This window comes from Streptomyces hyaluromycini (assembly GCF_002217755.1).
Lineage (GTDB): Bacteria > Actinomycetota > Actinomycetes > Streptomycetales > Streptomycetaceae > Streptomyces > Streptomyces hyaluromycini.
This window is the reverse complement of the sequence record NZ_BCFL01000041.1, coordinates 1-22,561: the sequence shown is the minus strand read 5'-3', so window position 1 is coordinate 22,561 and position 22,561 is coordinate 1. Positions and strand designations below refer to the sequence as shown.

General features: G+C 72.1%; 25 protein-coding genes, 2 tRNA genes and 1 pseudogene. 10 read left to right on the top strand and 18 right to left on the bottom strand.

All coding sequences use genetic code 11. From position 1 onward, the window contains the following. Positions 1–38: 38 nt before the first annotated feature. Positions 39–986: a GlxA family transcriptional regulator gene (locus SSP29_RS49235; RefSeq protein ID WP_089107554.1), complete on the bottom strand. Its 948-nt coding sequence runs from the start codon at positions 984–986 to the stop codon at positions 39–41. Positions 987–1,304: 318 nt separating this feature from the next. Here SSP29_RS49235 and SSP29_RS60770 point away from each other — a divergent pair, with 318 nt between their 5' ends. Both SSP29_RS60770 and SSP29_RS49225 read left to right on the top strand, forming a co-directional pair. Continuing rightward, complete coding sequence (locus SSP29_RS60770) at positions 1,305–1,514, top strand: alpha/beta fold hydrolase (RefSeq protein ID WP_089107553.1); 210 nt, start codon at positions 1,305–1,307, stop codon at positions 1,512–1,514. After that, positions 1,511–2,560 (top strand): SgcJ/EcaC family oxidoreductase, encoded by a 1,050-nt coding sequence (locus SSP29_RS49225; protein WP_089107552.1) that lies wholly within the window; start codon positions 1,511–1,513, stop codon positions 2,558–2,560. Before SSP29_RS60770 ends, SSP29_RS49225 begins: the two co-directional genes overlap by 4 nt. Positions 2,561–2,939: 379 nt before the next feature. Here SSP29_RS49225 and SSP29_RS49220 read toward each other — a convergent pair whose 3' ends face one another. From SSP29_RS49220 to SSP29_RS49210, 3 genes are all read right to left on the bottom strand, one after another. Beyond that, on the bottom strand, positions 2,940–3,497 hold the full coding sequence (locus SSP29_RS49220) for a DUF3291 domain-containing protein (RefSeq protein WP_089107551.1): 558 nt from the start codon (positions 3,495–3,497) through the stop codon (positions 2,940–2,942). 305 nt (positions 3,498–3,802) lie between these two features. Further along, positions 3,803–5,047 (bottom strand): sialidase family protein, encoded by a 1,245-nt coding sequence (locus SSP29_RS49215; protein WP_089107550.1) that lies wholly within the window; start codon positions 5,045–5,047, stop codon positions 3,803–3,805. 684 nt (positions 5,048–5,731) lie between these two features. Beyond that, positions 5,732–5,805 (bottom strand) — tRNA-Pro (locus SSP29_RS49210). Between the two features lie 105 nt (positions 5,806–5,910). On the opposite strand from SSP29_RS49210, the gene SSP29_RS49205 reads away from it, so the two are divergent. The 4 genes and pseudogenes from SSP29_RS49205 (at position 5,911) to SSP29_RS58060 (ending at position 8,007) form a co-directional block, all read left to right on the top strand. After that, positions 5,911–6,420 (top strand): DUF309 domain-containing protein, encoded by a 510-nt coding sequence (locus SSP29_RS49205; protein WP_089107549.1) that lies wholly within the window; start codon positions 5,911–5,913, stop codon positions 6,418–6,420. A gap of 45 nt (positions 6,421–6,465) precedes the next feature. Continuing rightward, on the top strand, positions 6,466–7,248 hold the full coding sequence (cobF, locus tag SSP29_RS49200) for a precorrin-6A synthase (deacetylating) (protein WP_089107548.1): 783 nt from the start codon (positions 6,466–6,468) through the stop codon (positions 7,246–7,248). 61 nt (positions 7,249–7,309) lie between these two features. Beyond that, positions 7,310–7,645: pseudogene (locus SSP29_RS58065) on the top strand (MFS transporter); the annotation flags it as partial. Next, a complete protein-coding gene (locus SSP29_RS58060; protein ID WP_167450197.1) occupies positions 7,624–8,007 on the top strand; it encodes a hypothetical protein in 384 nt (127 codons plus the stop codon). The pseudogene SSP29_RS58065 and the gene SSP29_RS58060, both read left to right, overlap by 22 nt. 12 nt (positions 8,008–8,019) lie before the next feature. Here SSP29_RS58060 and SSP29_RS49185 read toward each other — a convergent pair whose 3' ends face one another. From SSP29_RS49185 to SSP29_RS49160, 6 genes are all read right to left on the bottom strand, one after another. Continuing rightward, positions 8,020–8,766: a cobalt-precorrin-6A reductase gene (locus SSP29_RS49185; protein WP_089107546.1), complete on the bottom strand. Its 747-nt coding sequence runs from the start codon at positions 8,764–8,766 to the stop codon at positions 8,020–8,022. A 303-nt stretch (positions 8,767–9,069) separates the two neighbouring features. After that, positions 9,070–9,192, bottom strand: a complete 123-nt coding sequence (gene ykgO / locus SSP29_RS49180) for a type B 50S ribosomal protein L36 (protein WP_046728129.1) — start codon at positions 9,190–9,192, stop codon at positions 9,070–9,072. Between the two features lie 35 nt (positions 9,193–9,227). After that, positions 9,228–9,488, bottom strand: coding sequence for a type B 50S ribosomal protein L31 (locus tag SSP29_RS49175; protein WP_089107545.1), 261 nt, complete (start codon positions 9,486–9,488; stop codon positions 9,228–9,230). A gap of 35 nt (positions 9,489–9,523) precedes the next feature. Next, positions 9,524–9,688: a 50S ribosomal protein L33 gene (gene rpmG, locus SSP29_RS49170; protein ID WP_089107544.1), complete on the bottom strand. Its 165-nt coding sequence runs from the start codon at positions 9,686–9,688 to the stop codon at positions 9,524–9,526. Between the two features lie 117 nt (positions 9,689–9,805). Continuing rightward, positions 9,806–10,579, bottom strand: a complete 774-nt coding sequence (locus SSP29_RS49165) for a sulfite exporter TauE/SafE family protein (protein WP_089107543.1) — start codon at positions 10,577–10,579, stop codon at positions 9,806–9,808. A 166-nt stretch (positions 10,580–10,745) separates the two neighbouring features. After that, entirely contained in the window at positions 10,746–11,678 is a 933-nt protein-coding gene (locus SSP29_RS49160; protein ID WP_089107542.1) for a LysR family transcriptional regulator, read from the bottom strand. 71 nt (positions 11,679–11,749) lie between these two features. On the opposite strand from SSP29_RS49160, the gene SSP29_RS49155 reads away from it, so the two are divergent. The 4 genes from SSP29_RS49155 to SSP29_RS49140 all read left to right on the top strand — a co-directional run bounded on the left by SSP29_RS49155 (position 11,750) and on the right by SSP29_RS49140 (position 15,866). Further along, positions 11,750–12,637, top strand: a complete 888-nt coding sequence (locus tag SSP29_RS49155) for an SDR family NAD(P)-dependent oxidoreductase (protein ID WP_089107541.1) — start codon at positions 11,750–11,752, stop codon at positions 12,635–12,637. Positions 12,638–12,750: 113 nt separating this feature from the next. Further along, a complete protein-coding gene (locus SSP29_RS49150) occupies positions 12,751–14,154 on the top strand; it encodes a type I glutamate--ammonia ligase (protein WP_089107540.1) in 1,404 nt (467 codons plus the stop codon). Then, positions 14,154–15,296 (top strand): amidohydrolase family protein, encoded by a 1,143-nt coding sequence (locus SSP29_RS49145; RefSeq protein ID WP_150136447.1) that lies wholly within the window; start codon positions 14,154–14,156, stop codon positions 15,294–15,296. The genes SSP29_RS49150 and SSP29_RS49145 overlap by 1 nt, the downstream gene beginning before the upstream one ends. Before the next feature lie 42 nt (positions 15,297–15,338). Beyond that, positions 15,339–15,866: an NUDIX hydrolase family protein gene (locus tag SSP29_RS49140; RefSeq protein WP_167450201.1), complete on the top strand. Its 528-nt coding sequence runs from the start codon at positions 15,339–15,341 to the stop codon at positions 15,864–15,866. A gap of 43 nt (positions 15,867–15,909) precedes the next feature. On the opposite strand, the gene SSP29_RS49135 is transcribed toward SSP29_RS49140, so the two are convergent. From SSP29_RS49135 to SSP29_RS49100, 8 genes are all read right to left on the bottom strand, one after another. Then, the gene (locus tag SSP29_RS49135) at positions 15,910–16,422 is read right to left on the bottom strand and encodes a PadR family transcriptional regulator (RefSeq protein ID WP_089107538.1); all 513 of its coding nucleotides are present in this window, start codon (positions 16,420–16,422) and stop codon (positions 15,910–15,912) included. 71 nt (positions 16,423–16,493) lie between these two features. Beyond that, positions 16,494–18,644: an ATP-binding SpoIIE family protein phosphatase gene (locus SSP29_RS49130; protein WP_089107537.1), complete on the bottom strand. Its 2,151-nt coding sequence runs from the start codon at positions 18,642–18,644 to the stop codon at positions 16,494–16,496. Between the two features lie 57 nt (positions 18,645–18,701). Further along, a complete protein-coding gene (locus SSP29_RS49125) occupies positions 18,702–19,610 on the bottom strand; it encodes a TIGR01777 family oxidoreductase (protein ID WP_089107536.1) in 909 nt (302 codons plus the stop codon). 242 nt (positions 19,611–19,852) lie between these two features. Next, positions 19,853–19,926: transfer RNA gene (locus SSP29_RS49120), tRNA-Pro, on the bottom strand. 117 nt (positions 19,927–20,043) lie between these two features. After that, the gene (locus SSP29_RS49115; protein WP_150136445.1) at positions 20,044–20,403 is read right to left on the bottom strand and encodes an MmcQ/YjbR family DNA-binding protein; all 360 of its coding nucleotides are present in this window, start codon (positions 20,401–20,403) and stop codon (positions 20,044–20,046) included. 30 nt (positions 20,404–20,433) lie between these two features. Beyond that, a complete protein-coding gene (locus tag SSP29_RS58055) occupies positions 20,434–20,970 on the bottom strand; it encodes a GNAT family N-acetyltransferase (protein WP_089107534.1) in 537 nt (178 codons plus the stop codon). Continuing rightward, positions 20,967–21,563, bottom strand: a complete 597-nt coding sequence (locus SSP29_RS49105) for a helix-turn-helix domain-containing protein (protein ID WP_089107533.1) — start codon at positions 21,561–21,563, stop codon at positions 20,967–20,969. The genes SSP29_RS58055 and SSP29_RS49105 overlap by 4 nt, the downstream gene beginning before the upstream one ends. A gap of 46 nt (positions 21,564–21,609) precedes the next feature. Beyond that, positions 21,610–22,512, bottom strand: a complete 903-nt coding sequence (locus SSP29_RS49100; RefSeq protein ID WP_089107532.1) for a LysR family transcriptional regulator — start codon at positions 22,510–22,512, stop codon at positions 21,610–21,612. Positions 22,513–22,561 lie beyond the last annotated feature (49 nt).

Here is a 22,561-nt window from a genome sequence, read left to right as displayed (position 1 = left end):
TCGACGGACTGCGTGAGCGCGTAGTCCGGCCTTCGCCGTCAAGCGGCCTGGTGCTGGAAGGTGCGGCGATAGGCCGTGGGGGTATTGCCGACGGTGTCACGGAAGCGGGCGCGCATGTTGGCGCCGCTGCCGAGGCCGCACCGGACGGCGATCTGCTCCACCTGGAGGTCGGTGGCCTCCAGGAGTTCTCGCGCACGGTTGATGCGGGCGGTCAGGAGCCATTGGTGGGGGCTGACGCCGGTTTCCTGGCGCCACAGGCGGGTCAGGGTGCGCGGGGAGACGCCGGCATGGTCGGCGAGGTGGGGGATGGTGAGATCTTCTTCGAGGTGGAGCAGGGCCCATTCACGGGTGTCGGCGAGCGTGGTGGCCTGGGGGGTGGGGAGGGTCCTGTTGATGTACTGGGCCTGTCCGCCGTCACGGTGTGGCGCGGCGACGATGTCCCTGGCGATGTCGTTCGCGACGGCTGCGCCGAGGTCTTTGCGGACCAGGTGCAGACACAGGTCGATGCCGGCCGTGAAGCCCGCGGAGGTCAGGATGGTGTCGTTGTCGATGTAGAGGACGTTGCGGTCGACGCGCAGCCGGGGGTAGAGCTCTTCGAGGTCATCCGCCTTGGCCCAGTGGGTGGTGACGATGCGGCCGTCGAGCAGTCCGGCCGAGGCGACGGCGAAGGCGCCGGTGCAGATGGAAGCGATGCGTATCCCGGCACGGCCGGCGAGCTTGAGAGCGGCCCTCACCCGTGGGCGCGGAGGGCGCCGGAAGTCCTCGAAGCCCGGGACGATGATCGTGTCCGCTTCGGCGAGCGCCTCGAGACCCGCGGTCAGTCCGAGGGTGAAGCCGGCGCTCGTGGTCACGGTCTCCTCGGTGTCGCCGCACACGGTGAGCTCGTAGGGCGTGTTCGGACGGGCGTTGAAGATCTGCGTGGGGATCCCCAGATCCATGGGCAGCACGCCGTCGACCGCCAGGACCATGACGCGGTGCTTCTTCATGGCCGCAATATTACGTCCGATACCAATGTCGCGGGGAGGGCCAGGGAACCTCTGTGGCCCGACCCAGGAATGTTCTCTGGGTAAATTCCCTGATCAGGCTGCTGGTCGCGTGACCGGAAAGCAAGGGCTCATCTGCACGGCCTGGCCCAAAAGATGCGGATGCTGGCAGATGAGCCGTGGCCTGGAAGGGATGTTCCGGAGCAGGATCGAAGAGCGAGCGCGGAGCAGCCGCCTCCACACACCGGTGGAGTGGTCCGAGAGCCCCGGCCGCGGACGAGGAGCCGGCAATGACTTCGCAGAACGTGGTGGGCCGCTCCCGTGCTCGCCGACCACCTGCTGCCGCTGATCCCGACCGCCACGCTGACCGTCCTCAAGGACACCGGCCACCTCTCGCCCCTCAAGGTGCCCGACCAGGTGGCCGCGCACATCAACGCGTTCCTCGCCCAGCTGTCAGCGCAGCACTCCAACCGCACATCCCTGTGCCGATCCGCCCCGGACCGGGGCCCAAAAGAAGGAGACACATCATGACCACCGACGCACACCTGTCCGTCTTCGAGCAGCTCGACCTTCCCGACACGAGCCTCACCCGGGAGACATTCGCCTTCGCGGCACAGGCCACGCCTGCCTTCATTCACGATCACTGCGTCCGCAGCTACGTCTTCGCCCGCGCCCACGCCCAGAACAAGGGTCTGCGCGCCGGTACCGACTACGACGACGAACTGCTGTTCGTCAGCTGCGTCCTGCACGACCTGGGACTGAGCGAGGAGGGCAGCAACGGCGATGAGCGTTTCGAAGTCGAAGGCGCCGACATCGCAGCGGCATTCCTGCGCGAGCACGGTGTCGAGGAAGACCGTATCGCCGTCGCCTGGGACGCCATCGCTCTGCACACCACGGAAGGCATCGCCCCGCGCAAGGGCACGGAGGTGGCGCTGGCCCACTTGGGTATCGCCACCGACATCCTCGGAATCCAGCGCGAGAGCCTTCCGGCCGGCCTCGCCGACGAAGTGCACGCCCTGCTGCCGCGTCAGAACCTGGCCCACGGGTTCAGTGACCTCATCATCACCCAGGCCGTGGCCAAGCCCCACAAGGCATCCCCGACGACCTTCATCGGCGACCTGCTGCGCCGCCACCTGCCCTACGGCGCCTACCCCACCTGGTACGACCTGATCGACGCGGCCGGCTGGGGCGACAAGCCGGTCGGCGTCACCGCCCGGCGCCGTGCCGAGACGCCCCAGCAGGTGGGGACCTTGTTCATGGAGTACCTGGAGGCCGGTGACGTCGAGGGTCTGGTGTCGCTCTACGAGCCGAACGCCCACTTCGTCCCCACTCCCGGAACCCACCTGGTGGGCACGGACGCCATCCGCACAGCCATGCAGCAGATGGTCGACAGCGGTGCCCGCCTCAGGCTCGAACCGCGCGAGATCCGACAGGCCGACGACGTAGCCCTGGTGTCGAACATCGCCACCCTCACCGGGGTCGGACCGGAGCCGGTGGTCTCCACCACCACCGAGATCCTCCGCCGCCAGCCTGACGGCGGCTGGGTTCACCTCGTGGACGACCCGTTCTTCAGCTGACCGCGTCGGGCGGCCCGGGTACGGACGACGCACAGGCCGCCCACCCCTCCCCGGACTCGGCGGACACCTGAACAATGTTCAGAGTCCGGGTATTGCACCCGTAGGGACCGTCCGCCGTCGAAGCGCCTGGTCCAGGCAACGCCTGGCTGACCGAGGCCATCGTGGGCATCCACGCCGCCTCCCGCGGCACCTACGGTTCCCGCCGGGTGCACGCCGAGCCCCGTCTGGGCCTGGGGCATCCATGTCAGCCGCGGCGCCGTGGAGTTGCTGACGCAGCGCGCCGGCCTGCACGGTCTGCCCGGCGACCGGCGCCCCCCGCGCCAAGCACGCGACGCGTGCTGGTGGGCAGGATGGCGTCTTGGTGCTCCAGGCTTCCCGGTCAGGGAACCTGGTCGCTCTTCGGCCCGATGCCTTTGATCCTGGTCGGAGTTCCCTCGGGGGCGTACGAGTGGTGGAAGGTGAAGGCGTGCGGCGCGGAGCCGTGGTCGTGGAGGTGTTCCAGCCTGGAAACCCCGTCCTGCCAGGTGGGTATCACGCCGTCGGAGACCCACCAGAGCACGTAATTCGGGTGTCCTGTCCTCTCGAACCAGTCGTAACGCCTGTTCAGCGCCTCACGGTGCAGACCGGTGTAGACGGCGTCGAGGGCGGGGCGCAGGTCGGTCCAGAGTGAGAGGGTCGCGGCCAGGGCGGTGGTTTCCACCGTACGGCCCTTGCCGTACCAGGTCGGTACGGCGAACTCTCCCCATGCACCCCAGTCCGCCTCGAAGAGCATGCCCCGGTCACCGTCTGCCGCTTCAGCACGCGCGAGGTACCCGGGGTGCTGGCTGATCTTCCGGTAGACGGCCTCACCAGTGTCGTAGAACTCGCGCGTGAGAGGTGCCGGATCGGCGAGAGGTGACTTCAGGACGCCGAATGTGTACAGCGCAAGACGGGGCATGCGTCTCTCCCTGGTTGGGGGTGCCTGGTGCGGACCCGGTTCGGTGGCCTACGCATGGGGGCGAGCGTTCGTGGGGCGTGACCGACTCATCCCGTCGCGGGTGGCTCAGCCTGAAGGAACTCCTGTGCGACCGTGGGCGATCGCCGAAGACCAGGTGAAGGTAGCTGCCTCTGCGGGCCATGTCGAAGTTGCGTTTTCCCTGTCCACGTGGCCTCTTGCACCGGTCATTGCGGGGGCTGGGGCGGTGACGGGCAGGGCAGGCTGCGGGGTACGAGTACGTGATCAGCGCGGACGAGAAGACCTTTCTATTGGCCGTCGGCCGGCAACTCGCTCAGGGGAACCCGCCGGAACTCGATCGATTCATACGCCGTCCGCACACCCGTCTCGTACAGGATGCCCACACTCTCGCCGTCGGCCTGAACGAGGTCCGAGTACCCGGCCTTCCGCGCGGACAGGGTCAGCGCCTTGCTGAAGGACCGCCCCCCGTCCGTACTGCTCCACAACGCCATCGCCGCACGGTCGGTCGGTACAGAGGGCCCCGAGAACAGCAGGTTCCCTCTCTCCCCGGCCAGTTGCAGCACGCTCCCCTCCACCAAGGGCACGTCGTTCAGCGAACGCTGCTCCGTATAGCCGCGGTCCAGGCTGGCACCCCCGTCACTGGAGTAGGCGTCCAGACGCTTCCCCGAGCTCGTGCCCTTCTGGTTCCGGGCATTGAAGTACAGCCGTCCGTGCGGCAGTTGAGCCGCCGTCGACTCGTTGGCGTTGTACACGCCCTCGTAGGAGTCATCGACGAAGCCCAGGTGCCAGGACGTCCCCCCGTCGTCGCTGTAGATCGCGTGCGCCCCGTAGTACCTGGGCTCCTGACCGGTGTCCGGCGCCCCCGGAGGCGGCCCGGAAGAGTGGTTCGCCGGGACCACCAGCCGCCCCGCGTGGTCACCCCGGGTCAGCGCGACGGCGTGCCCCGGCCCCGTGGCGTACCAGCGCCAGTCCGGCCGCTTCACCGCCGACGTGATCTCCCGCGGGGCGGAGAAGGAGCGTCCGTCGTCCTCGCTCGTCTGCACGAAGACCCGCCGGCCCAGCGCGCCCGTGGCCTCACCGCGCAGAATCTGCGCTTCGGTGACGTCACCGCTGTGGTATGAGGTGACGAGCACGATGTTCCCGGTCCGGGGATCGACGACCGGGGACGGGTTGCTCCGGGTGTTCCCCCCGCCCTCTGCGACGACCTGTAACCGCCCCCATGTGCATCCGCCGTCCCACGACCTCCTGAGCACGACGTCGATGTCGCCGTGGTCCGCCCTGCCACCGACCCGGCCTTCGGCGAAGGCGAGCAAGGTCCCGCCGCGGGTGCGGACGACGGCGGGTATGCGGTAACTGGCATAGCCTCCCACGCCCGAGACGTACGGAACGGAGGAGACGCATCCTCGGCCCGGCTGGGCATCCGCGCTGTCGGCCCCGTCCGCCCAGAGCCGGACGAAGACCACGAGCGCAGTGATGCCGATCGCGACGGCGCCGAGCCCGGACAGACGACGGCTCGGGAGGGAACGGCTCATTGCTCTCCAGGTCAGCGGGACGATCCGGCCGAAGCTAAAGGAGTGGCCGTGACGCGGCAACGCCTTTGAGGTGAAGGGGAGATGAAGGGCCGGGCGGATGGGGAGGGCTCACGTTCGTCGAGACACTCTCACTGCCCGAGGTGTCATCGAAGCGCTGTACGGCATCGGGTTCCTCGGAGTGCGCCGGGGCGGCGGCGTCGTCTACGCGGGTGATTCCCAGTGGCCCGTCCAGCCGTACGAGAACGAACCGGAGATACACCCCTGCTTCCGGCCAGCCCTCAACTGCCGTACGCCTGCTGGTTTCAACACTGGCGTCACGAACTCCGGAACGATGACCGGGCAGGTGCTGGTGCGGTGGAACCTCACGGCCGTCAACAACAACCGGCTCTACCTCGCCCACCCCAAAACGAAAGCCAGCCGCAATTGGGTGAGCCTGTCCCCGCGCGTCGCCGCTGCACTCGAGCGCCAGGCCGCCCTCGCCCGGGTCGGCCGTGGTCTCCAAGACGCTGCGGCACTCGGCGCTGTCCGCCACCGTCAACCTCTACGGCCACCTGGGGTCCTACGCAGCCCGAGACACCGCCATCGACAGGGCCCTGACACACACTGCCATCACGTCGCCATCACGTGTCACCCGAACGCATCCAGCGGGCCTGCCGTTTCCGGCAAACCCGCTGGTGAACACCGTCGGGACGACAGGATTTGAACCTGCGACCCCTTGACCCCCAGTCAAGTGCGCTACCAAGCTGCGCCACGTCCCGGTGCACTGTCGCGCGGTGACCCGCGTGATCGCGCGAACAGCACCTTACCCCACGTACCTGGCCGGGCCGAAAGCAGGCGGCGGACGAGGGAGGACAATCGGTCGTATGCGAGACGCGTGGACAGAGACACGGGACCGGGACGCCGAGGGGCGGGCGCGCAGCGCCCGGCCGCGCGACGGGCTGGGGCGGCCGCTGCCGTACGGCGCACCGGGCGTCGAGCGGCAGCCCGAGGGCGTCGTACGGACTCCGCAGGAGACGGTCGCCGAGGCACAGGCGCTGCTGGACGCCGGGAAGCCGTTCCACGCGCACGAGGTGTTCGAGGACGCCTGGAAGTCGGGGCCCGAGGCGGAGCGGACGCTGTGGCGGGGGCTGGCCCAGCTGGCGGTGGGGCTCACGCACGCGGCCCGCGGGAACGTGACCGGCGGGGCGCGGCTGCTGCGGCGCGGCGCGGGCGCGGTCGAGGAGTGGGCGGCCGGGGGTGCGGGCCGGCAGGCGCACGGGATCGATGTCGACGGGCTCGTGCTGTGGGCGCGGGAGCTGGCCGGGCGGGTGGAGAGCGGTGCCGAAAGCGTCGACGCGGGAGCCGAGGCGCCCCGGCTGCGGGGCGCCCCGTAGAACCGGGACGCCCCGCTGTCAGTGGCATGCGGCAGACTCGGGGGCGTGCGAAAGATTCATGTCATCGGTATCGGCGCGGGCGACCCCGACCAGCTCACCCTCCAGGCGGTCCGGGCGCTGAGGAGCACCCATGTGTTCTTCCTCCTCGACAAGGGCGAGGTCAAGAGCGACCTGACCCAGCTGCGCCGGGACATGCTCGACACCCACATACCGGACGGCGGTTACCGGCTGGTCGAGGCGCGGGACCCGGAGCGGGACCGGGGCGCGGGCGGCGGGGCGTACTCGCCGGCCGTCGGGGACTGGCGCAGCGCCCGCGCGGAGATCTACGAGCGGCTGATCCGCGAGGAGCTGGGCGAGGGGCAGACCGGCGCCTTTCTGGTGTGGGGCGATCCGTCCTTGTACGACAGCACGTTGGCGATCCTGGAGGAGGTGCTGGCCCGGGGCACGGTGCGCTTCGAGTACGACGTGGTGCCCGGGATCAGCAGTGTCTCGGCGCTGGCGGCCCGGCACCGCACGGGGCTGAACCGGGTGGCCCGGCCGGTGCAGATCACCACCGGCCGACGGCTCGCCGAGGGACTGCCGGACGGGGTGGACGACGTGGTGGTGATGCTCGACGCGCACCAGGCCTTCCGCCGGTACGCGGACCAGGACATCGACATCTACTGGGGCGCCTACCTGGGCACCCCGGACGAGATCCTGGTCTCCGGTCCGATCGCCGAGGCCGGTCCGCGCATCGAGCGGCTGCGGGCCGAGGCGCGGGAGCGCAAGGGCTGGATCATGGACACGTATCTGCTGCGCCGCCACCCGGAGGCTCCGAAGGAGGGCTGAGCGGTACCCGGGTGGACCCATCGGGCATGCGACGGTAGCCCACCGGTGTGAAGGTGACATCGTGACAGCGACCGAGGAAACCGTCCTGCCCGACGCGTCCCAGCCGCCCGTGCCGGACACCGGCCGGCGCAACGTCGTCTTCGTGACGATCATGCTGGGGATGCTGCTCGCGGCCCTGGACCAGACGATCGTGGGCACCGCGCTGCCGACGATCGTGTCGGACCTGGGCGGCGCCGCGCACATGTCGTGGGTGGTCACCTCGTACCTCCTCGCGGAGACCGTGGCGACCGTCCTGGTCGGCAAGTTCGGCGATCTGTTCGGCCGCAGGGGGGTCTTCCAGGTCTCGGCGATCGTCTTCATCACCGGCTCGTTCCTGTGCGGTCTGGCCACCAACATGTCCATCGGCTGCCCGCGGCCGCCGCCGAGCCGATCATCCAGGCGTACGCCGACACCATCCACACCGTGTTCCTGTGGACCGTGCCGGTCGCGGCCGTCGGGTTCGTGGTGGCCCTGTTCCTCAAGCAGGTCCAGCTGCGGGACAGCGCCCGGCTCGGCTCCACCGACATGGGCGAGGAGTTCGCCTCGCCGCACGGGCCGGACTCGCTGAAGGACCGCGTCCAGCAGGACCTGGGCCGCCCCTCGGGCGCCGACCTGCGGGCCGCCGTCGACACCATCGGCAAACGGCTGCTGGTCGAGGACCTGACGGACGGGCTGTCCGAACAGACGGCCGACCTGACGCCTGCCGCCAGGACGGTCTGACGCCCGAGGCGGTCACGCGGGGCCGGGCCCCAGCCACTCCAGTACACCGGCGACATCCAGTACCGCCGTCACGCCGTCCGGCAGCGGGGGCCGCCGTACGACGACCACGGGCAGCGCCAGCTCCCGTGCGGCCGTGAGTTTGGCGGCCGTGGCCGCTCCCCCGCTGTCCTTCGTGACCAGGACGTCGATCAGGTTCCCGTGCAGCAGCGCGGTCTCGTCGGCGACGGTGAACGGCCCGCGCGCCAGCAGCACTTCGGTGTGCCGGGGCATGGGGGGTTCGGGGGGCTCCACGGACCGTACGACGAAGTGCCGGTCGGTCAGGTGGGCGAAGGCGGACAGACCCAGGCGGCCGGTGGTGAGGAAGACACGGGGGCCGAAGCGGGGCAGGGCGGCGGCCGCCGCGGGCAGGGACGGGACCGGGTGCCAGTCGTCGCCGGGTCCCGGCTGCCAGCCGGGGCGGCGCAGGACGACGGAGGGGATTCCGGTGGCCCGGGCGGCGCCCGCCGCGTTGGCGGTGATCGTCTCGGCGAAGGGGTGGGTGGCGTCCACCAGCGCGTCCACGCGGTGTTCGCGAAGCCAGTCGCCGAGGCCGGCCGCCCCGCCGAACCCGCCGATCCGCACCTCGCCGGCCAACGAGCCCGGCCGTGCGACCCGGCCCGCGAGCGAGGTCGTGACACGGACTCCGGGGCGCCCCGACAACTCGGTGGCGAGACGGCGGGCCTCGGCGGTACCGCCGAGGATCAGGACGTGCGGGGACATGGGGCGAGCGTACGGGGTCCGCAGCAAGGGGGCAGCGCCTGGGGCGAAGGGCCCCGGCGACCGGCCGACACAGGCGGCACACGCGGCGCGGGCGGCACAGGCAGGGCCAGGTTTCGTCGTGGCCGCCGGCTCGCCGGATCGGAGTCGCCAAGCCCATCGGACCGGCCGGGACCGACCGCAGGACCGGGACCGACCGCAAGGCCGGGACCGACCGGAAGACCGGGACCGGCCGCAAGGAATGCCGTGACGCGCGACGGCCGCCCGGCTGGATCGCCGGGCGGCCGTCGTGGGACGCGACCTCCGTCAGCCCTGGCGGGCCTTGAAGCGGGGGTCCTTCTTGTTGATCACGTAGACCACGCCGCGCCGGCGGACCACCTGGGCGCCGGGCTTGGCCTTGAGCGAGCGCAGGGACTTGCGCACCTTCATGGTTCTGTTCTCCTCGGGTCGGTCACCGGGCCGGGTCAGCCGCGGGCGGCGGCGGTGCGGCCGTAACGGCGCTCGAAACGCTCCACTCGGCCGGCGCTGTCCAGGACCCGCGCCTTGCCGGTGTAGAAGGGGTGCGACGCGGACGAGATCTCCACGTCGATCAGCGGGTAGGTGTTGCCGTCCTCCCACTCGATCGTCCGGGACGAGTCGGCGGTCGAGCGGGTCAGGAACGCCGTGTCCGCGGCGCGGTCCCGGAAGACCACGAGCCGGGACGCGGGATGAATGCGGGCCTTCATGGGGTTTCCTCTCTGGGTCGGCGGTGCGTTCGGCTTCAGCGCTCTTCGCGGAAGTCGACGTGCGAGCCGGCCACCGGGTCGTACTTGCGCAGGACCAGCCGGTCGGGGTTGTTCCGGCGGTTCTTGCGGGTCACGTAGGTGACACCGGTCCCGGCCGTCGACTTCAGCCTGACGACGGGACGCGCGGTGCTGCGTGCCATGAGGTCCTCCTTTCGCCCACACCCGGGATCTTTGATCCGAGCATGTCATTCACGACCGGTCCAACAACGCTCCCCGCCGTCGCATTCCCGGGTCGCCGGACCGGGTCGCCGGACCGGTCAGCGCAGGAGGAGCTGGAGGCCGCCGACGATCGTCGCCGCGATGACCAGCTGCTCGAACAGCCGCTGGTTGATCCGGTGCACGGCCCACTTGCCGATGAGCGCGCCGGGGACGACGAACGCGACGAGCGCGGCGTCGAGGAGCAGCGAGTGGGCGTCGATCAGGCCGAGTCCTGCGCTGAAGGGGACCTTGGAGAGGTTCACGATCAGGAAGAAGAACGCCGAGGTGCCCAGGAAGCCGAGTTTCCGGAAGCCGGCCGACAGCAGGTACATCGACATCACCGGGCCGCCCGCGTTGGCGACCATCGTGGTGAAGCCGCCGAGCACGCCGTACGAACCGGCCTTCGCCCGGCCCGCCCGGGTGGTGACCGCGTCCGGGTCGTCGGGGCGGTCGGCCGTGCGGCGCCGCCACAGCGTGACCCCGGCCATCAGCAGCAGGATCGCGCCGATCGAGGTCCGTACGACGCCGTCGTCGGCCCAGACCAGGAACAGCGTGCCGATCACCACGCCGGCCGCGACCGCCGGGAACAGCCGCCACAGCGTGGGCCAGTGGGCGTGCCTGCGGTAGGTCGCCACGGCCAGCACGTCGCCCGCGATGAGCAGCGGGAGCAGGACACCGGTGGAGGCGCGGGCCGGGAGGACCGCGGCGAAGATGGCGAGGCTTACGGTGTTGGCCCCGCTGACGGCGGTCTTGGAGAAGCCGACGAGCAGCGCGGCGAGTGCCAGGGCGGCGAACTCCCAGCCGGATATGTGCCAGAGCGTCATCGTGTTCATGCGGGGACCGATGCTATGTCCGGACAACCCGATGGGTAAGTACCGTCTCGCTGGTCGGTCCCGGCATCGGGCCGGACGCCGAGTCGGGCGCCGGGCCGGGCGCCGTCCCGGCCGTGCCGCCGGACGACCGCCTTCGCGGCCGGGAGCAACCTAGCCCGCGGAGGACTTACTTGGGCCCGTCCGGTACGTCCGTGTCCAGCGCCGCCGCCCGCAGGGCGGCCGCCACCCGGGTGACCGCCTCGGCCGGCGGGTGCGGCAGCCGGGCCAGGAGCTGGCGGCGCTGCTCCTGAGGTCCGCCGCGCACGGGCAGGATCCGGACACCCGGCGGCACGGCGGAGGCGAGGGCGGCCGGAACGGTGGTCAGCCCGCAGCCGGCGGCGACGAGATAGAGCTTGGCCAGCCAGTCCCGCGCGATGTGGGCGATCTCCGGCCGCTCGTCCAGGCCGGGCCACACCCCCATCAGCCGGTCCTCCCCGGAGGCGGAGCCGACGATCCAGCGCTGCCCGCGCAGGTCGGCCACGTCGACGTAGTCGCCCCGGGCCAGCGGGTGGCCGGCCGGCAGTGCGAGACACAGGGCGCGTTCGGTGAGGGTCTGGAGCACCAGCGGGGGCGATTCGGCGTCCGGTGCCCGGAACGGGGGCGCCGAGGCGAGCAGGGCCAGGTCGATGCTGCCCGCGCGCAGGGCACGCACCAGTGCGGGGGTGGTGCCCTCGCGGCCGACGACCCGGAGCCCGGGATCCGTCCGGCGGAGCGCGGTCAAGGCTCGGGGGACCAGTGCGGCGCCCGCGGTGGGGAACCAGCCGAGCCGGACCGTCCCGGCCTCTCCGGGCAGCCCGGACAGTTCCCTCGCGGTCGCCTCGATCTCGTCGAGCACGGTCGTCGCGCGCCGCATGACCACGCGGCCGGCCGCGGTGAGCCGTACTCCGTCGCGGCGCCGCTCCAGCAGCTCCGCACCCGCCGCCCGCTCGATCGCGGCGATCTGCCGGGACACCGCCGACTGGGTGTAGCCCAGCGAGGCCGCGGCCGCGGTGAAGGTTCCCTGTTCGGCGACCGCGCGGAAGACCCGCAGCGCGGTCAGTGACACATCATTGAAGTCCATGATGTTTGCGCATACTAGCCGTGCCTATCTTTCGTTGGACTCATGGGCCGGTCGTTCCTAGCGTGGGATGTATGAACACTTCCCGCATCGCCCTGGTCACCGGCGCGAACCAAGGTCTCGGCCGCGCCCTCGCCGAAGGACTCGCCGCCCGGCTGGGCCCGGACGACCTGGTCCTGCTCACCGGACGCGACCCCGGGCGCGTGACGGACGCCGCCGTCGAGGTCCCCCGGCGGCCCGGGACCCGCGCCCGCGTCGAGGGCCGGGTCCTGGACGTCACCGACACCGACGCGATCGCCCGGCTCGCCGAAGAACTCCGGGCCCGGTACGGCGGGGTGGACATCGTCGTCTCCAACGCGGTCGCCCGGGTGCTGCCCGGTGACTCGCAGTCCGAACGGGCCGACGAGTTCATCGACGTCTCGAACACCGCCACCCAGGCGGTCCTGCGCTCCTTCGGCGCCGTGCTGCGCCCGCGCGGCCGGCTGCTGGTGGTGGCCAGTTCGCTGGGCACCCTCGGCCACCTCGACCCGCGGCTGCACCACCTGTTCGACGGCGCGAGCCTCGACCAGGTCGAGTACGCCGTCGAGTCCTGGCGCAGCGCCATCCACAACCGCACCGCCGCGGAGGCGGGCTGGCCGGTCTGGCTGAACGTGCCCTCGAAGGTGGCCCAGGTCGCCGCCGTCCGCGCGGTCGCCGCCGAGCGCCGGGAGCAGGACCTGGCCGCCGGCACCCTGGTCGCCTCCGTCTGCCCCGGCATGGTCGACACCGCCACGTCCCGCCCCTGGTTCAGCGACTACAGCGGGGCCCAGTCCCCCGCCGAGGCCGCCCGCGCGGTGCTCGACCTGGTCTTCGCCGAACAGGTCGACCCCGGTCTCTACGGCGAGCTGATCCGCTTCGGCAGGCCGCTGCCCTGGCACGAGGGCACGCCGCCGGTGGAGCAGGACCGTCTCGTCACACCGTGAGCGGCGGCGGGCCGACGGGGCCGACTCCCCGGCGCCGGTAGCGCAGTTCGGCGCGGTCGCCGTGAAACCCTGACCGGGACGCGTGCATCCGAGCCCGTCGAGGAGGACGTCGTATGCCACCCCTGGTCGATCCGGTACCCGGTGGGAGCCCCGGCGATCTCGCCCGGGCCCACGCCCTCGCCCACGAGCTGTCCGCGCAGGGTGTGCGCGGGATCGTGCTGGCCTATGTGGACACCGCCGGGATCTGCAGGGTGAAGACCGTTCCCTGGCAGAGGCTGCAGCCGGCGGTGGCCTGGGGTGTCGGCATGTCCCCGGTGTTCGACACCTTCCTGGCGAACGACGCGATCGTGCGCACCGACGTCCTCGGCTCGCCCGACGGCGACCTGCGCCTCTACCCGGACCTGGACCGGCTGGTGGTGCTGGCCGGGCAGCCCGGCTGGGCCTGGGCCCCCGTCGACCGGCTCACCCAGGAGGGTGAGCCGCACCCCGGGTGCAGCCGCACCTTCCTGCGCAGGATCGTCACCGACGCCGAGGACCGGCACGGCATCACCTTCAGGGCGGGCATCGAGATCGAGTGGACGCTCGGCCGGGCCGCGGCACCGGCCGACGAGTTCGCACCGGCCACGTCGGGCCCGGCGTACGGCGCCGCCCGGCAGATCGAGCTGAGCGACTATGCCGCCGACCTGCTCGGGGCCCTGGAGAAGCAGGAGGTGCCGGTCGCCCAGTTCCACCCCGAGTACGCGCCCGGCCAGTTCGAGCTCTCCACCGGCGCCCTGGACCCGGTGGCGGCGGCCGACCAGAGCGTGCTGGTACGGCAGACCATCCGCGCCGTCTCGCAGAAGCACGGCCTGCGTGCCTCCTTCGCCCCGGCCGTCGCCGAGCGGGGCGTCGGCAACGGCGGCCATCTCCATCTCTCGCTCTGGCGCCACGGCGTCAACCTGCACGCCGGGGGCGACCGCCGGTACGGCATGACGGCCGCGGCGGAGTCGTTCATCGCCGGGCTGCTGACGCACCTGCCCGCGCTGACGGCGGTGATCGCGCCGAGCCCGGCCAGCTATCTGCGGCTGAAGCCCGCCCAGTGGGCGGGCGTGTTCACGGCCTGGGGCCGGGAGACCCGCGAGACCGGGGTCCGGGTCATCACCGGCACGGCCGGCCACCAGAGCCAGGACGCCAACCTGGAGCTCAAGCCCGTCGACCTGGCCGCCAACCCGTATCTGGCCCTCGGCTGCGCCATCGCCGCCGGACTCGACGGGCTCGCCTCGGGCGCATCGCTGCCCGAGGAGGTCACCGACGACCCGGCCCGCCTGATCCCGGACGAGGCGGTGGCCCGGGGGGTGCGCAGGCTGCCGACCTCGCTCCCCCAGGCCGTCGAGGAGTTCCGCGCGGACGAGGTGCTGCGCACCGCGCTCGGCCCGGTCCTCGCCGACGCGGTGATCGCCGTGCGCGAAGGCGAGACGGGGGCCGTCGCCGGACTCGACGACGCCGGGGTGGCGGCGGCCTACCGCTGGAAGTACTGATGCCGGGACCGATCCGGGAAGCCCTGGACGCGCTCCCCCTCGTCGACCACCACTGCCACGGCGCGGTCACCGCCGACCTCACCGGGCCGGAGTTCGAGTCGCTGCTGACCGAGGGCGAGGCCTGGCCGGGCGTCTCGCCGTTCGACAGCCCGGCGGGCATCGCCGTACGACGGCACTGCGCACCCCTGCTCGGGCTGGACCGGCACGCGCCCGCCGCCGACTACCTGGCGCGCCGGGCCGAACTGGGCTGGCAGGAGGTCAACCGCCGGTTCCTGACGGCCGCGCACACCGAGGCATTCTGCGTGGACACCGGCTTCGCCCCGCACCCGGTCACCTCCCCCGCCGAACTCGCCGCGGCGGCCGGCGCGCGTGCCTACGAGGTCGTACGCCTGGAGAGCATCGCCGAGGCGGTGGCCGCACAGGGCATCGAGGCGGCCGGGTACGCGGCCGCCTTCCGGGCGGCGGCCGAGGAGGCGGCACGGCGGCCGGGTGTGGTCGCGGTCAAGTCGGTGGCCGCCTACCGCACCGGCTTCGCCCTGGACCCGGCGCGGCCGACGTACGCCGAGGTGACCCGCGCGGCCGCGCTGTGGTTCGCCCGGGGCGGCAGGCTCACGGACCCGGTGCTGATACGTCATCTGCTGTGGACCGCCGTCGGACTCGGACTGCCGCTCCAGCTCCACGCCGGTTTCGGGGACTCGGACCTGCGGCTGCACCAGGCGGACCCGGCCCTGCTCACCGACTGGCTGCGGCTGACCGTGGGCACCGTCCCGGTGCTCCTGCTGCACTGCTGGCCCTACCAGCGTCAAGCCGCCTACCTGGCCGCGGTGTTCGAACATGTGCACCTCGACGTCGGGCTCACGCTGCACCACGTGGGCCCGGCCCGGGCCGGGGCGGTGCTGGCGGAGGCGATGGAGATCACCCCGTTCCGCAAACTGCTGTACAGCTCGGACGCCTATGGTGTGGCCGAGTTCCACCACCTCGGCGCGCTGTCCTTCCGGCAGGGGCTGGCCGGAATGCTCCAGGACCGGGTGGACGCCGATGAACTGAGCCCGACCGACGCGGTGCGGATCGCCGCCTGGACAGGACGCGACAACGCCCGTCGCCTCTACGGACTCCCCGCATCCGACCCCGGCCGCGACTGACCGCGCGCCCCGCCCGGAAAGTATGATCAAGCAATGTCTGACATGACCGAAACCACGCCCGGTTGGCTGTCCTCCGACGAGCTGGAGATGGCTCGCGCCCGTATGCCGATCCTGTACGTGGAGGCCGTGCCGGTACGCGTCGACGACAGCGGCGAAGTCACCAGCATCGGACTGCTGCTCCGTATCGGCCCGGACGGAACCGTCAGCCGGACCCTCGTCTCCGGCCGTGTCCTGCACCACGAGCGGGTCCGCGACGCCCTGCTGCGCCATCTGGAGAAGGACCTCGGCCCGGTCGCCCTGCCCCGGGTGCCGACCTCGCTGCAGCCGTTCACGGTGGCCGAGTACTTCCCGACGCTGGGCGTCACCCCGTATCACGACCCGCGTCAGCACGCGGTGTCGCTGGCCTACATCGTGCCGGTCACCGGTGACTGCCGGCCCCGGCAGGACGCCCTGGACCTGGTGTGGTTCAGCCCGCAGGAGGCGGTGTCCGAGGCCTTGCAGAGCGAGATGCCCGGCGGCCACGGGGTGCTGCTGAAGCAGGCCCTGGCCCATGTGGGGTTCGTGAGCTAGGGAGCCGCTCCCGGGCACCCGGCCGGTGTGCCGCCGACGGCGTTCAGCCGAGCTGTTCGGCGGCCCAGCGGGCCCAGTCGCGCTCCATCTCGGCCCAGCGCAGGCCGTATTCGAGGGCGATCCGGCCGTTGGCGGTCAACGGCCCCTCGTCCTGCTCCAGTTCGGTTCTCAGCTCCGCGAGCCGCTCATGGTAGGCCGTGGCCAGCTCCGCCCGCTCGGCGAGGACCGCGCGGGCCTGCTCGTCGGACCCCAGGTTGAAGAAGAACACCTTGAGCAGCAGTTCGCTGCGGCGCGGCTGCTGCTGCGTCGGGGCGACCAGCCACTCCCGCAGCTCCTTGACCCCCTCGTCCGTGACCCGGTACTCCTTGCGCCGGCGCGGGCCCTCGGCGGACACGTCGACCAGCCCGGCCTCCGCCAGCCGGTTCAGTTCCCCGTAGACCTGGCTCTGGGTGGCCGGCCAGACGTGGGCCAGCGAGGTGTCGAACAGCTTCAGCAGGTCGTAGCCGCTGGCGGGCCGGTCGACGAGGAGTCCGAGGAGTGCGTGGCGAAGGCTCATGATTCCATCGTAAATCCAGTAGTGACAGATTCGGCAAGACATCTTGGCTTCGACCTGTCGATACTGGAATGTCAGGTTCTGGGCTCTCGGCAGCGGGAGCCGTTCGGGATGTCCTGCTCGGTCCAGATGCACTTGGCGTCGCTGAGGTAGCGGGCGCCCCAGCGCCGGGACAGGGCGGCGACCAGCTGCAGGCCGCGGCCGCCCTCGTCGGTGTAGGTGGCGTGACGGATGCGCGGGGTGCTGAGACTGCCGTCGTAGACCTCGCAGGTCAGGTTGCGGCTGCGCAGCAGCCGTAGCCGCATGGGGCCCTTGCCGTGCCGGATCACGTTGCCGACCAGCTCGCTGACCAGGAGTTCGGTGGTCGTCGACAGGTCGTCCAGGCCCCACCGGGAGAGCTGGTCGCGGACGAGTTCACGGGCCCGGCCGGCCGCCCGGGGGTCGTCGGGCAGGCCGAAGGAGGCGATGTCGCCGGGGGGCAGGGCCCGGGTGTGGGCGATGAGCAGGGCCGCGTCGTCGGTGGTCCGCTCCCGGTCCGGCAGCAGCTCCGCGACGACCGTGTCGCACAGCTCCGCCACGCCCCGGAAGTCCTCCTCCTGGTCGGCGCCGGTGAAACGGGCCGGCCGGACCGCGGCCCGGCCCAGCACGCGCAGCAGCTCAGCCAGACCCTCCTCGGCATCCCGTGCCCCGGATTCGATGAGCCCGTCGGTGCACAGCACGACCAGGCTCCCGTCCGGGAGCGGGAGTTCGTGCACGGCGAACGGCGGGGTGGCGGCGCCGAGCGGCGGATCGGGGCTCACGACGGGGCTCTGCACGGTGCCGTCGGGATGCACGAACACCGGCGGCGGATGCCCGGCGAGGGAGTAGCAGCAGGTGCGGCCGACCGGGTCGTAGACGGCGTACAGGCAGGTGGCGTAGAAGTCCTCGCCCAGCTCGCTGACCAGGTCGTTGAGGTGGCCCAGCAGGTCGTCCGGGGCCATGTCGAGGTCGGCGAGGGTGCGTACGGCGGTGCGCAGCCGGCCCATGGTGGCGGCCTCGGCGATGCCGTGGCCCATCACGTCGCCGACCACCAGGGCGACCCGGTCGGCGGAGAGCGGGATCACGTCGAACCAGTCGCCGCCCACCTGTTCGCCCCGGCCCGCCGGCAGGTAGCGCGCGGCCGCGACGGCGCCGGGCAGCCGCGGCAGTGTCCGGGGCAGCAGGGCGCTCTGCAGTTCCTGGGCGCGGGCGTGCTCCAGGTCGTACAGGCGGGCCCGCTCCAGCGCCTGGCCGACCAGGGCGCTGAACGTGGTCAGGTGGGCGCGGTCCTCCTCACTGAAGAGGCGCGGCTGGTTGTAGGACAGGACCGAGACCCCGACGGCCCGCCCGGAGGCGATCAGCGGCAGGAACGCCCAGGCCATCTTGGGCGAGGTCCCCATCAGGATCTTGTCCGTGACGGCGGGATAGCGCTCGTACATCTGGGCGGGCGACTCCATGAACTGCGCCCTGCGGGTGCGCAGCACGTCGGTGACGGGCATGCCGGCGTTGAGCGGGCCCTCGAACCGCCGCAGGTAGTCCGCCGGGTAGCCGACCTCGCCGACCCTGGTCAGCCTGCCGTCCTCGAACACGGAGACGATCATCCCGTCGGCGCCGAACGGCGACAGGACGTGCTGCGCCACGGCCCGTACGACGTCCTGGACGGTCACGGCCTCGGCGAGCGTCGCGGTCAGCGCCATCGTCCGGGCCGTGCGCCCGTGCCCGGGCAGGGGTTCCCGGTGCGGCGGCTTCCCGGCGGCGAAGTCCAGGCACTCGGCGGTCCAGGCCGCCACCGCGTGCAGGAAGGACAGCTGTATGTCGTCGGGCTCGCCGGTTCCGGGCACCAGCAGTACCGAGAGCGCGCCGACGGGCCCGGCGGCCCCGATCAGGGGGACCGCCACCGTACCGGCCGCGCCGGTCCCGAGGCCGTCCCCGGCCGCCTGGACGAGGACGCCGCGGCGCAGTGCACAGGACGGCGGCGCGTCCTGTTCCTCGCGCAGCTCCGCCCAGGGCCGCGCCGCCTCGGCGTCGACACCGTCCACCGCCACCAGGGTCAGCCGGCCCGTGCCGGGGTCCCATCGGTGCAGGAGGGCGCCCCGTCCCCCGACACCCGTCGTCGCCTGCCGGAGGGCCAGCGCCAGTGCCCTCGCCCGCGCCCCCGCGGCCGGGGACGACTCGGGTTCGGCCCCTTCCGGACGGTTCGGGCACATAACGACAGGTTAACGCGGCAGGTCGGAGCGACCACCGGGGCCGGCGGACCCGGTCGGTCACCCCTGGGACAGCGCGGCGCGCAGCGCGTCGTCGATGCCGGGCTGCCGGAAGGTGAAACCCGTCTTCAGCAGACCGGCCGGAACGGCTCGGCAGCTGCCCGTGATGCCCTCGGAGAACTCGCCGAGGACGATCCTCAGCGCGAAGGCGGGCACGGCGGCGAGGGTGGGCCGGTGCAGGATCCGGCCCATCGCGCGGGTGATCTCGCGGTTGGTCAGCGGTTCGGGGGCCGTGAAGTTGACCGGCCCGGCGAGGTCGTCGTGGTCGATCGCGTGGCGCAGGGCGGCGATGTGGTCGGGCAGCGAGATGAACGGCCAGTACTGGTCGCCCGAGCCGAGCCGGCCGCCGAGGCCGAACCGGAAGAGCGGGAAAAGTCTGCCCCAGGCGCCGCCCTCCGCGGAGACCACGAGACCTGTTCGCGGGTGCACGACCCGGACGCCGGCCTGCTCGGCCGGCGCGGCGGCGGACTCCCAGCCGACGCAGACGGAGGCCAGGAAGTCGCTGCCGGCCGGGTCGGTCTCCGTGACGACACGGTCGCCGGTGTCGCCGTAGTAGCCGGTGGCCGAGGCCGAGATCAGTACCCGGGGCGGCTCGGCGGCCTCGGCACAGGCCTCGGCGACGGTCCGCGTCCCCTGGCGGCGGCTGAGCTCGATCTCCTGCTTGTACGCCGCGCTCCAGCGCCGGTCGCCGACTCCCGCTCCGGCCAGGTGCACCACGGCGTCCACACCGTCCAGGACGGCCGGGTCCAGCCGGGTGCCGGGCTCCCAGGGCGCGGATTCGCTCCCGTCGGCCGCCCGGGCCGCGGTCCGGCCGCGGGTCAGCCGCAGCACGCGGTGGCCGTCGGCGAGGAGGGAACGGGTGAGGGCGGAACCGATGAGTCCGGTGGACCCGGTGATCGCGACGCGCATGACGTTCTCCGATGAGCGACTGTTTGAGAATTCAAACCTTCGGTCGCCAGAGTACTCCGGCCGGATGTCCGCAGGGCATAAGCAGCCGGGGCACCGACGTCAACCAGTGCGGCATCACACCCACTTGGTCCGTCGCCCACGACGCACCGCGCGCCTGCCGCACGCGGATGCCGGAAAACAATCAAGGGTGTGCATCAGGAGTCAAAGACTCCGACACACACCCTGACCTGCTCATTCGCAAGTCGGGACGACAGGATTTGAACCTGCGACCCCTTGACCCCCAGTCAAGTGCGCTACCAAGCTGCGCCACGTCCCGGTGCCGTTTGACCTGGGGTTTCCCCGGTCGAAACGCGCAAGGAAACAATACCGCACTCGGCTCGGTGATCGCGCACGCCTTTTGCCCCGGCCGGCCGTGACGGTGCGGCGCGGGTGTTCAGCTCCCGCCCGGCAGCCCCAACTCCGGGTAGGAGTCCAGGAGTCGGGTCGGGGCCGCCTGCCTCCAGGAGTCGGCGAGGATGTCGCGCAGTTCGCCCTCGCCCTCCAGCGCGGCGAGCCGGACCCGGACCCAGGCGAACTGGGCCTCGTGGTCGGCGATCCAGAACTTGGCCGGCTCGGCGAGCACCAGTTCGTCGCGCTCCTCCTTGGGACAGCGCACGGCGATGGAGGTCTCGTCCTCGGGCAGCGTGGCGAACATCTTCCCGGCGACCCGGAACGTGGGCATGCTCCAGGCGATCTTCTCGCTGGTGTCCGGCAGGGACAGGGCGACGCGGCGTACGTCTTCGGCTTCCGGCATGCCCCGAACCGTAGCCGCTGCCACTGACAGTCATCCGGCCGGAGCGCCCACGTGCTTGTAGTAGAGGGTCGTCGGGCGCAGCACCCCGTGGGGGTCGAGGGCGTAGTCGGGGATGACCCCGGCGCGGGTCCAGCCGGCCGAGCGGTAGAGGTGCTCGGCGGGGCTGTCCGTCTCGGTGTCCAGATGGAGCAGGGTGATCCCGGCGGCGACCGCGGCCTCCTCGGCGACGGCCAGCAGCCCGCGTCCGACGCCCCGGCCGCGGGCGTCGCGGTGGACCATGAGCTTCACCAACTCGGCGCGGTGCGGGCTGTTGGGCTTGTCGGGGTGGGGGAAGGCCAGGCCGACCGTGCCGACGGCCCGGCCGCCGTCGTCCAGCGCGACCCAGACGGCGAGCTGCCCGGCGGCAACGGCGGCCGCCCGCCCCCGCCACCAGGCGACGGCCGGCTCCCGCGCCAAGGGGGCGAGGAAGCCGACGGACGCCCCGCCGTTCACGGTGTCGGCAAGGAGTTCGGCCAGCTCCCCGACCCGTTGCGGCAGTTGCTCCGCCCCGAGGCGCAGTGTCCTCACGGCCGCACCACCGCCAGCACGTACCGCGTCTCGCCGGATCCGGCGCACCGGAACCGCGTCGGCCCCCACACCCGCAGCCGCAGGCAGTCTCCGGCGTCCAGGAGCTGCTCGGTGCCCTCCGCCGTCACGGCGAGGCTCCCGTCGAGCACCCAGATGTGCTGCTCCAGACCGGGCACCGGCGGACGGTCGTAGGCGATGTCCGCCCCTACGGAGAGCCGGCCCTCGACGAGTTCGCCGCGCAGTCCGCCGTGCGGCGGCGACACGGAGCGTCGTACGAAACCGGCGGCGCGGTCCTCCCACACCTGCTGTTCGGCGGCGCGCAGTACGGGCGCGGGTTCCGCCTCGACCTCGCTGAGCAGCTGGGACATGGTCCGGCCGTAGACGTTGCAGAGGCGGTTGAGGAGGGCTGCCGTGGGGCTGGTCTCGGCCCGTTCGGCCCGGGACAGGGTGGACCTGCTCACTCCGCTGCGCTCCGCCAACTCGCCCAGGGACCAGCCGTGTTCGGCCCGCAGTTCGGCGAGGCGGCTGCCGAGGCGGGCGTCGACGGGGTCGGGGGCGACGGGGTCCGGGACGGCCGTCTCCTCGCGTTTCACATCCGGGACGATATCCCCGATGTGAAACGCCGGCGTTAAGGACGCCTCACATCCGTGCCGCCTCGCCCAGGGCCGTCAGCACCGGGCGGATCAGCGGATGTCCCTCGGCTCCACGTCGTACGGCCGCGAAGACGCGGCGGGTCGGGGCGACGCCGTCGACGGGGCGTACGACCACGCCGGTCAGGTCCATGCCGCGCAGCGCCGAGCGCGGGACGAGGGCCACGCCCGCGTCGGCCGAGGCCAGGGCCACCACGGCGCGGAAGTCGTCGGAGGAGTGCTCCAGGCGGGGCTGGAACCCGGCGCTCTCGCAGGCCAGGACGACCACGTCGTGGCAGGGGTTGCCGGGGTACGGGCCGATCCAGGTGTCCTTGGCCAGTTCGGCGAGGGGGACCTCGGGGGTCTCGGCCAGCCGGTGGTGGAGCGGGACGACTGCGTCGAACGGCTCGGCGTACAGGGATACGTGGGTGAGCCGGGGGTCGTCGGCGGGCGGGGCCCCTCGGTACTCGACCGCGACCGCGACGTCGACCTGCCGGTCCAGGACCATCGGGAGGCTGGCGTCGCCCTCGGCGTCCTGGACGCGGATGCGGATGCCGGGGGCGGTGCGGGCGAGCTGGGCCACGGCCGGGGCGACCACCTGCGCGATGCCGGTGGCGAAGGCGGCGACGGTGACCGTGCCGGCCTCGCCGGAACCGTACGCGGCCAGCTCTGCCTCGGCCCGCTCCAGCTGGGCGAGGACCGCGTTGGTGTGGGCGAGCAGGATCTCGCCGGCCGGGGTCAGCCGTACGCCCTTGGCGCTGCGCTCGACCAGGCGGTGGCCGGTCTCCTGCTCAAGGGCTGTCAGCTGTTGGGAGACGGCCGAGGGGGTCAGATACAGCGCGGCGGCAGCCGCCGTCACCGTGCGGTGGTCGGCCACCGCACGGAGGATGTGGAGCCGCCGCGCCTCGATCATGAGGTTGATTATCGCAATATGTCGGAGCCGCTCGGGCCACTGGCTAGGT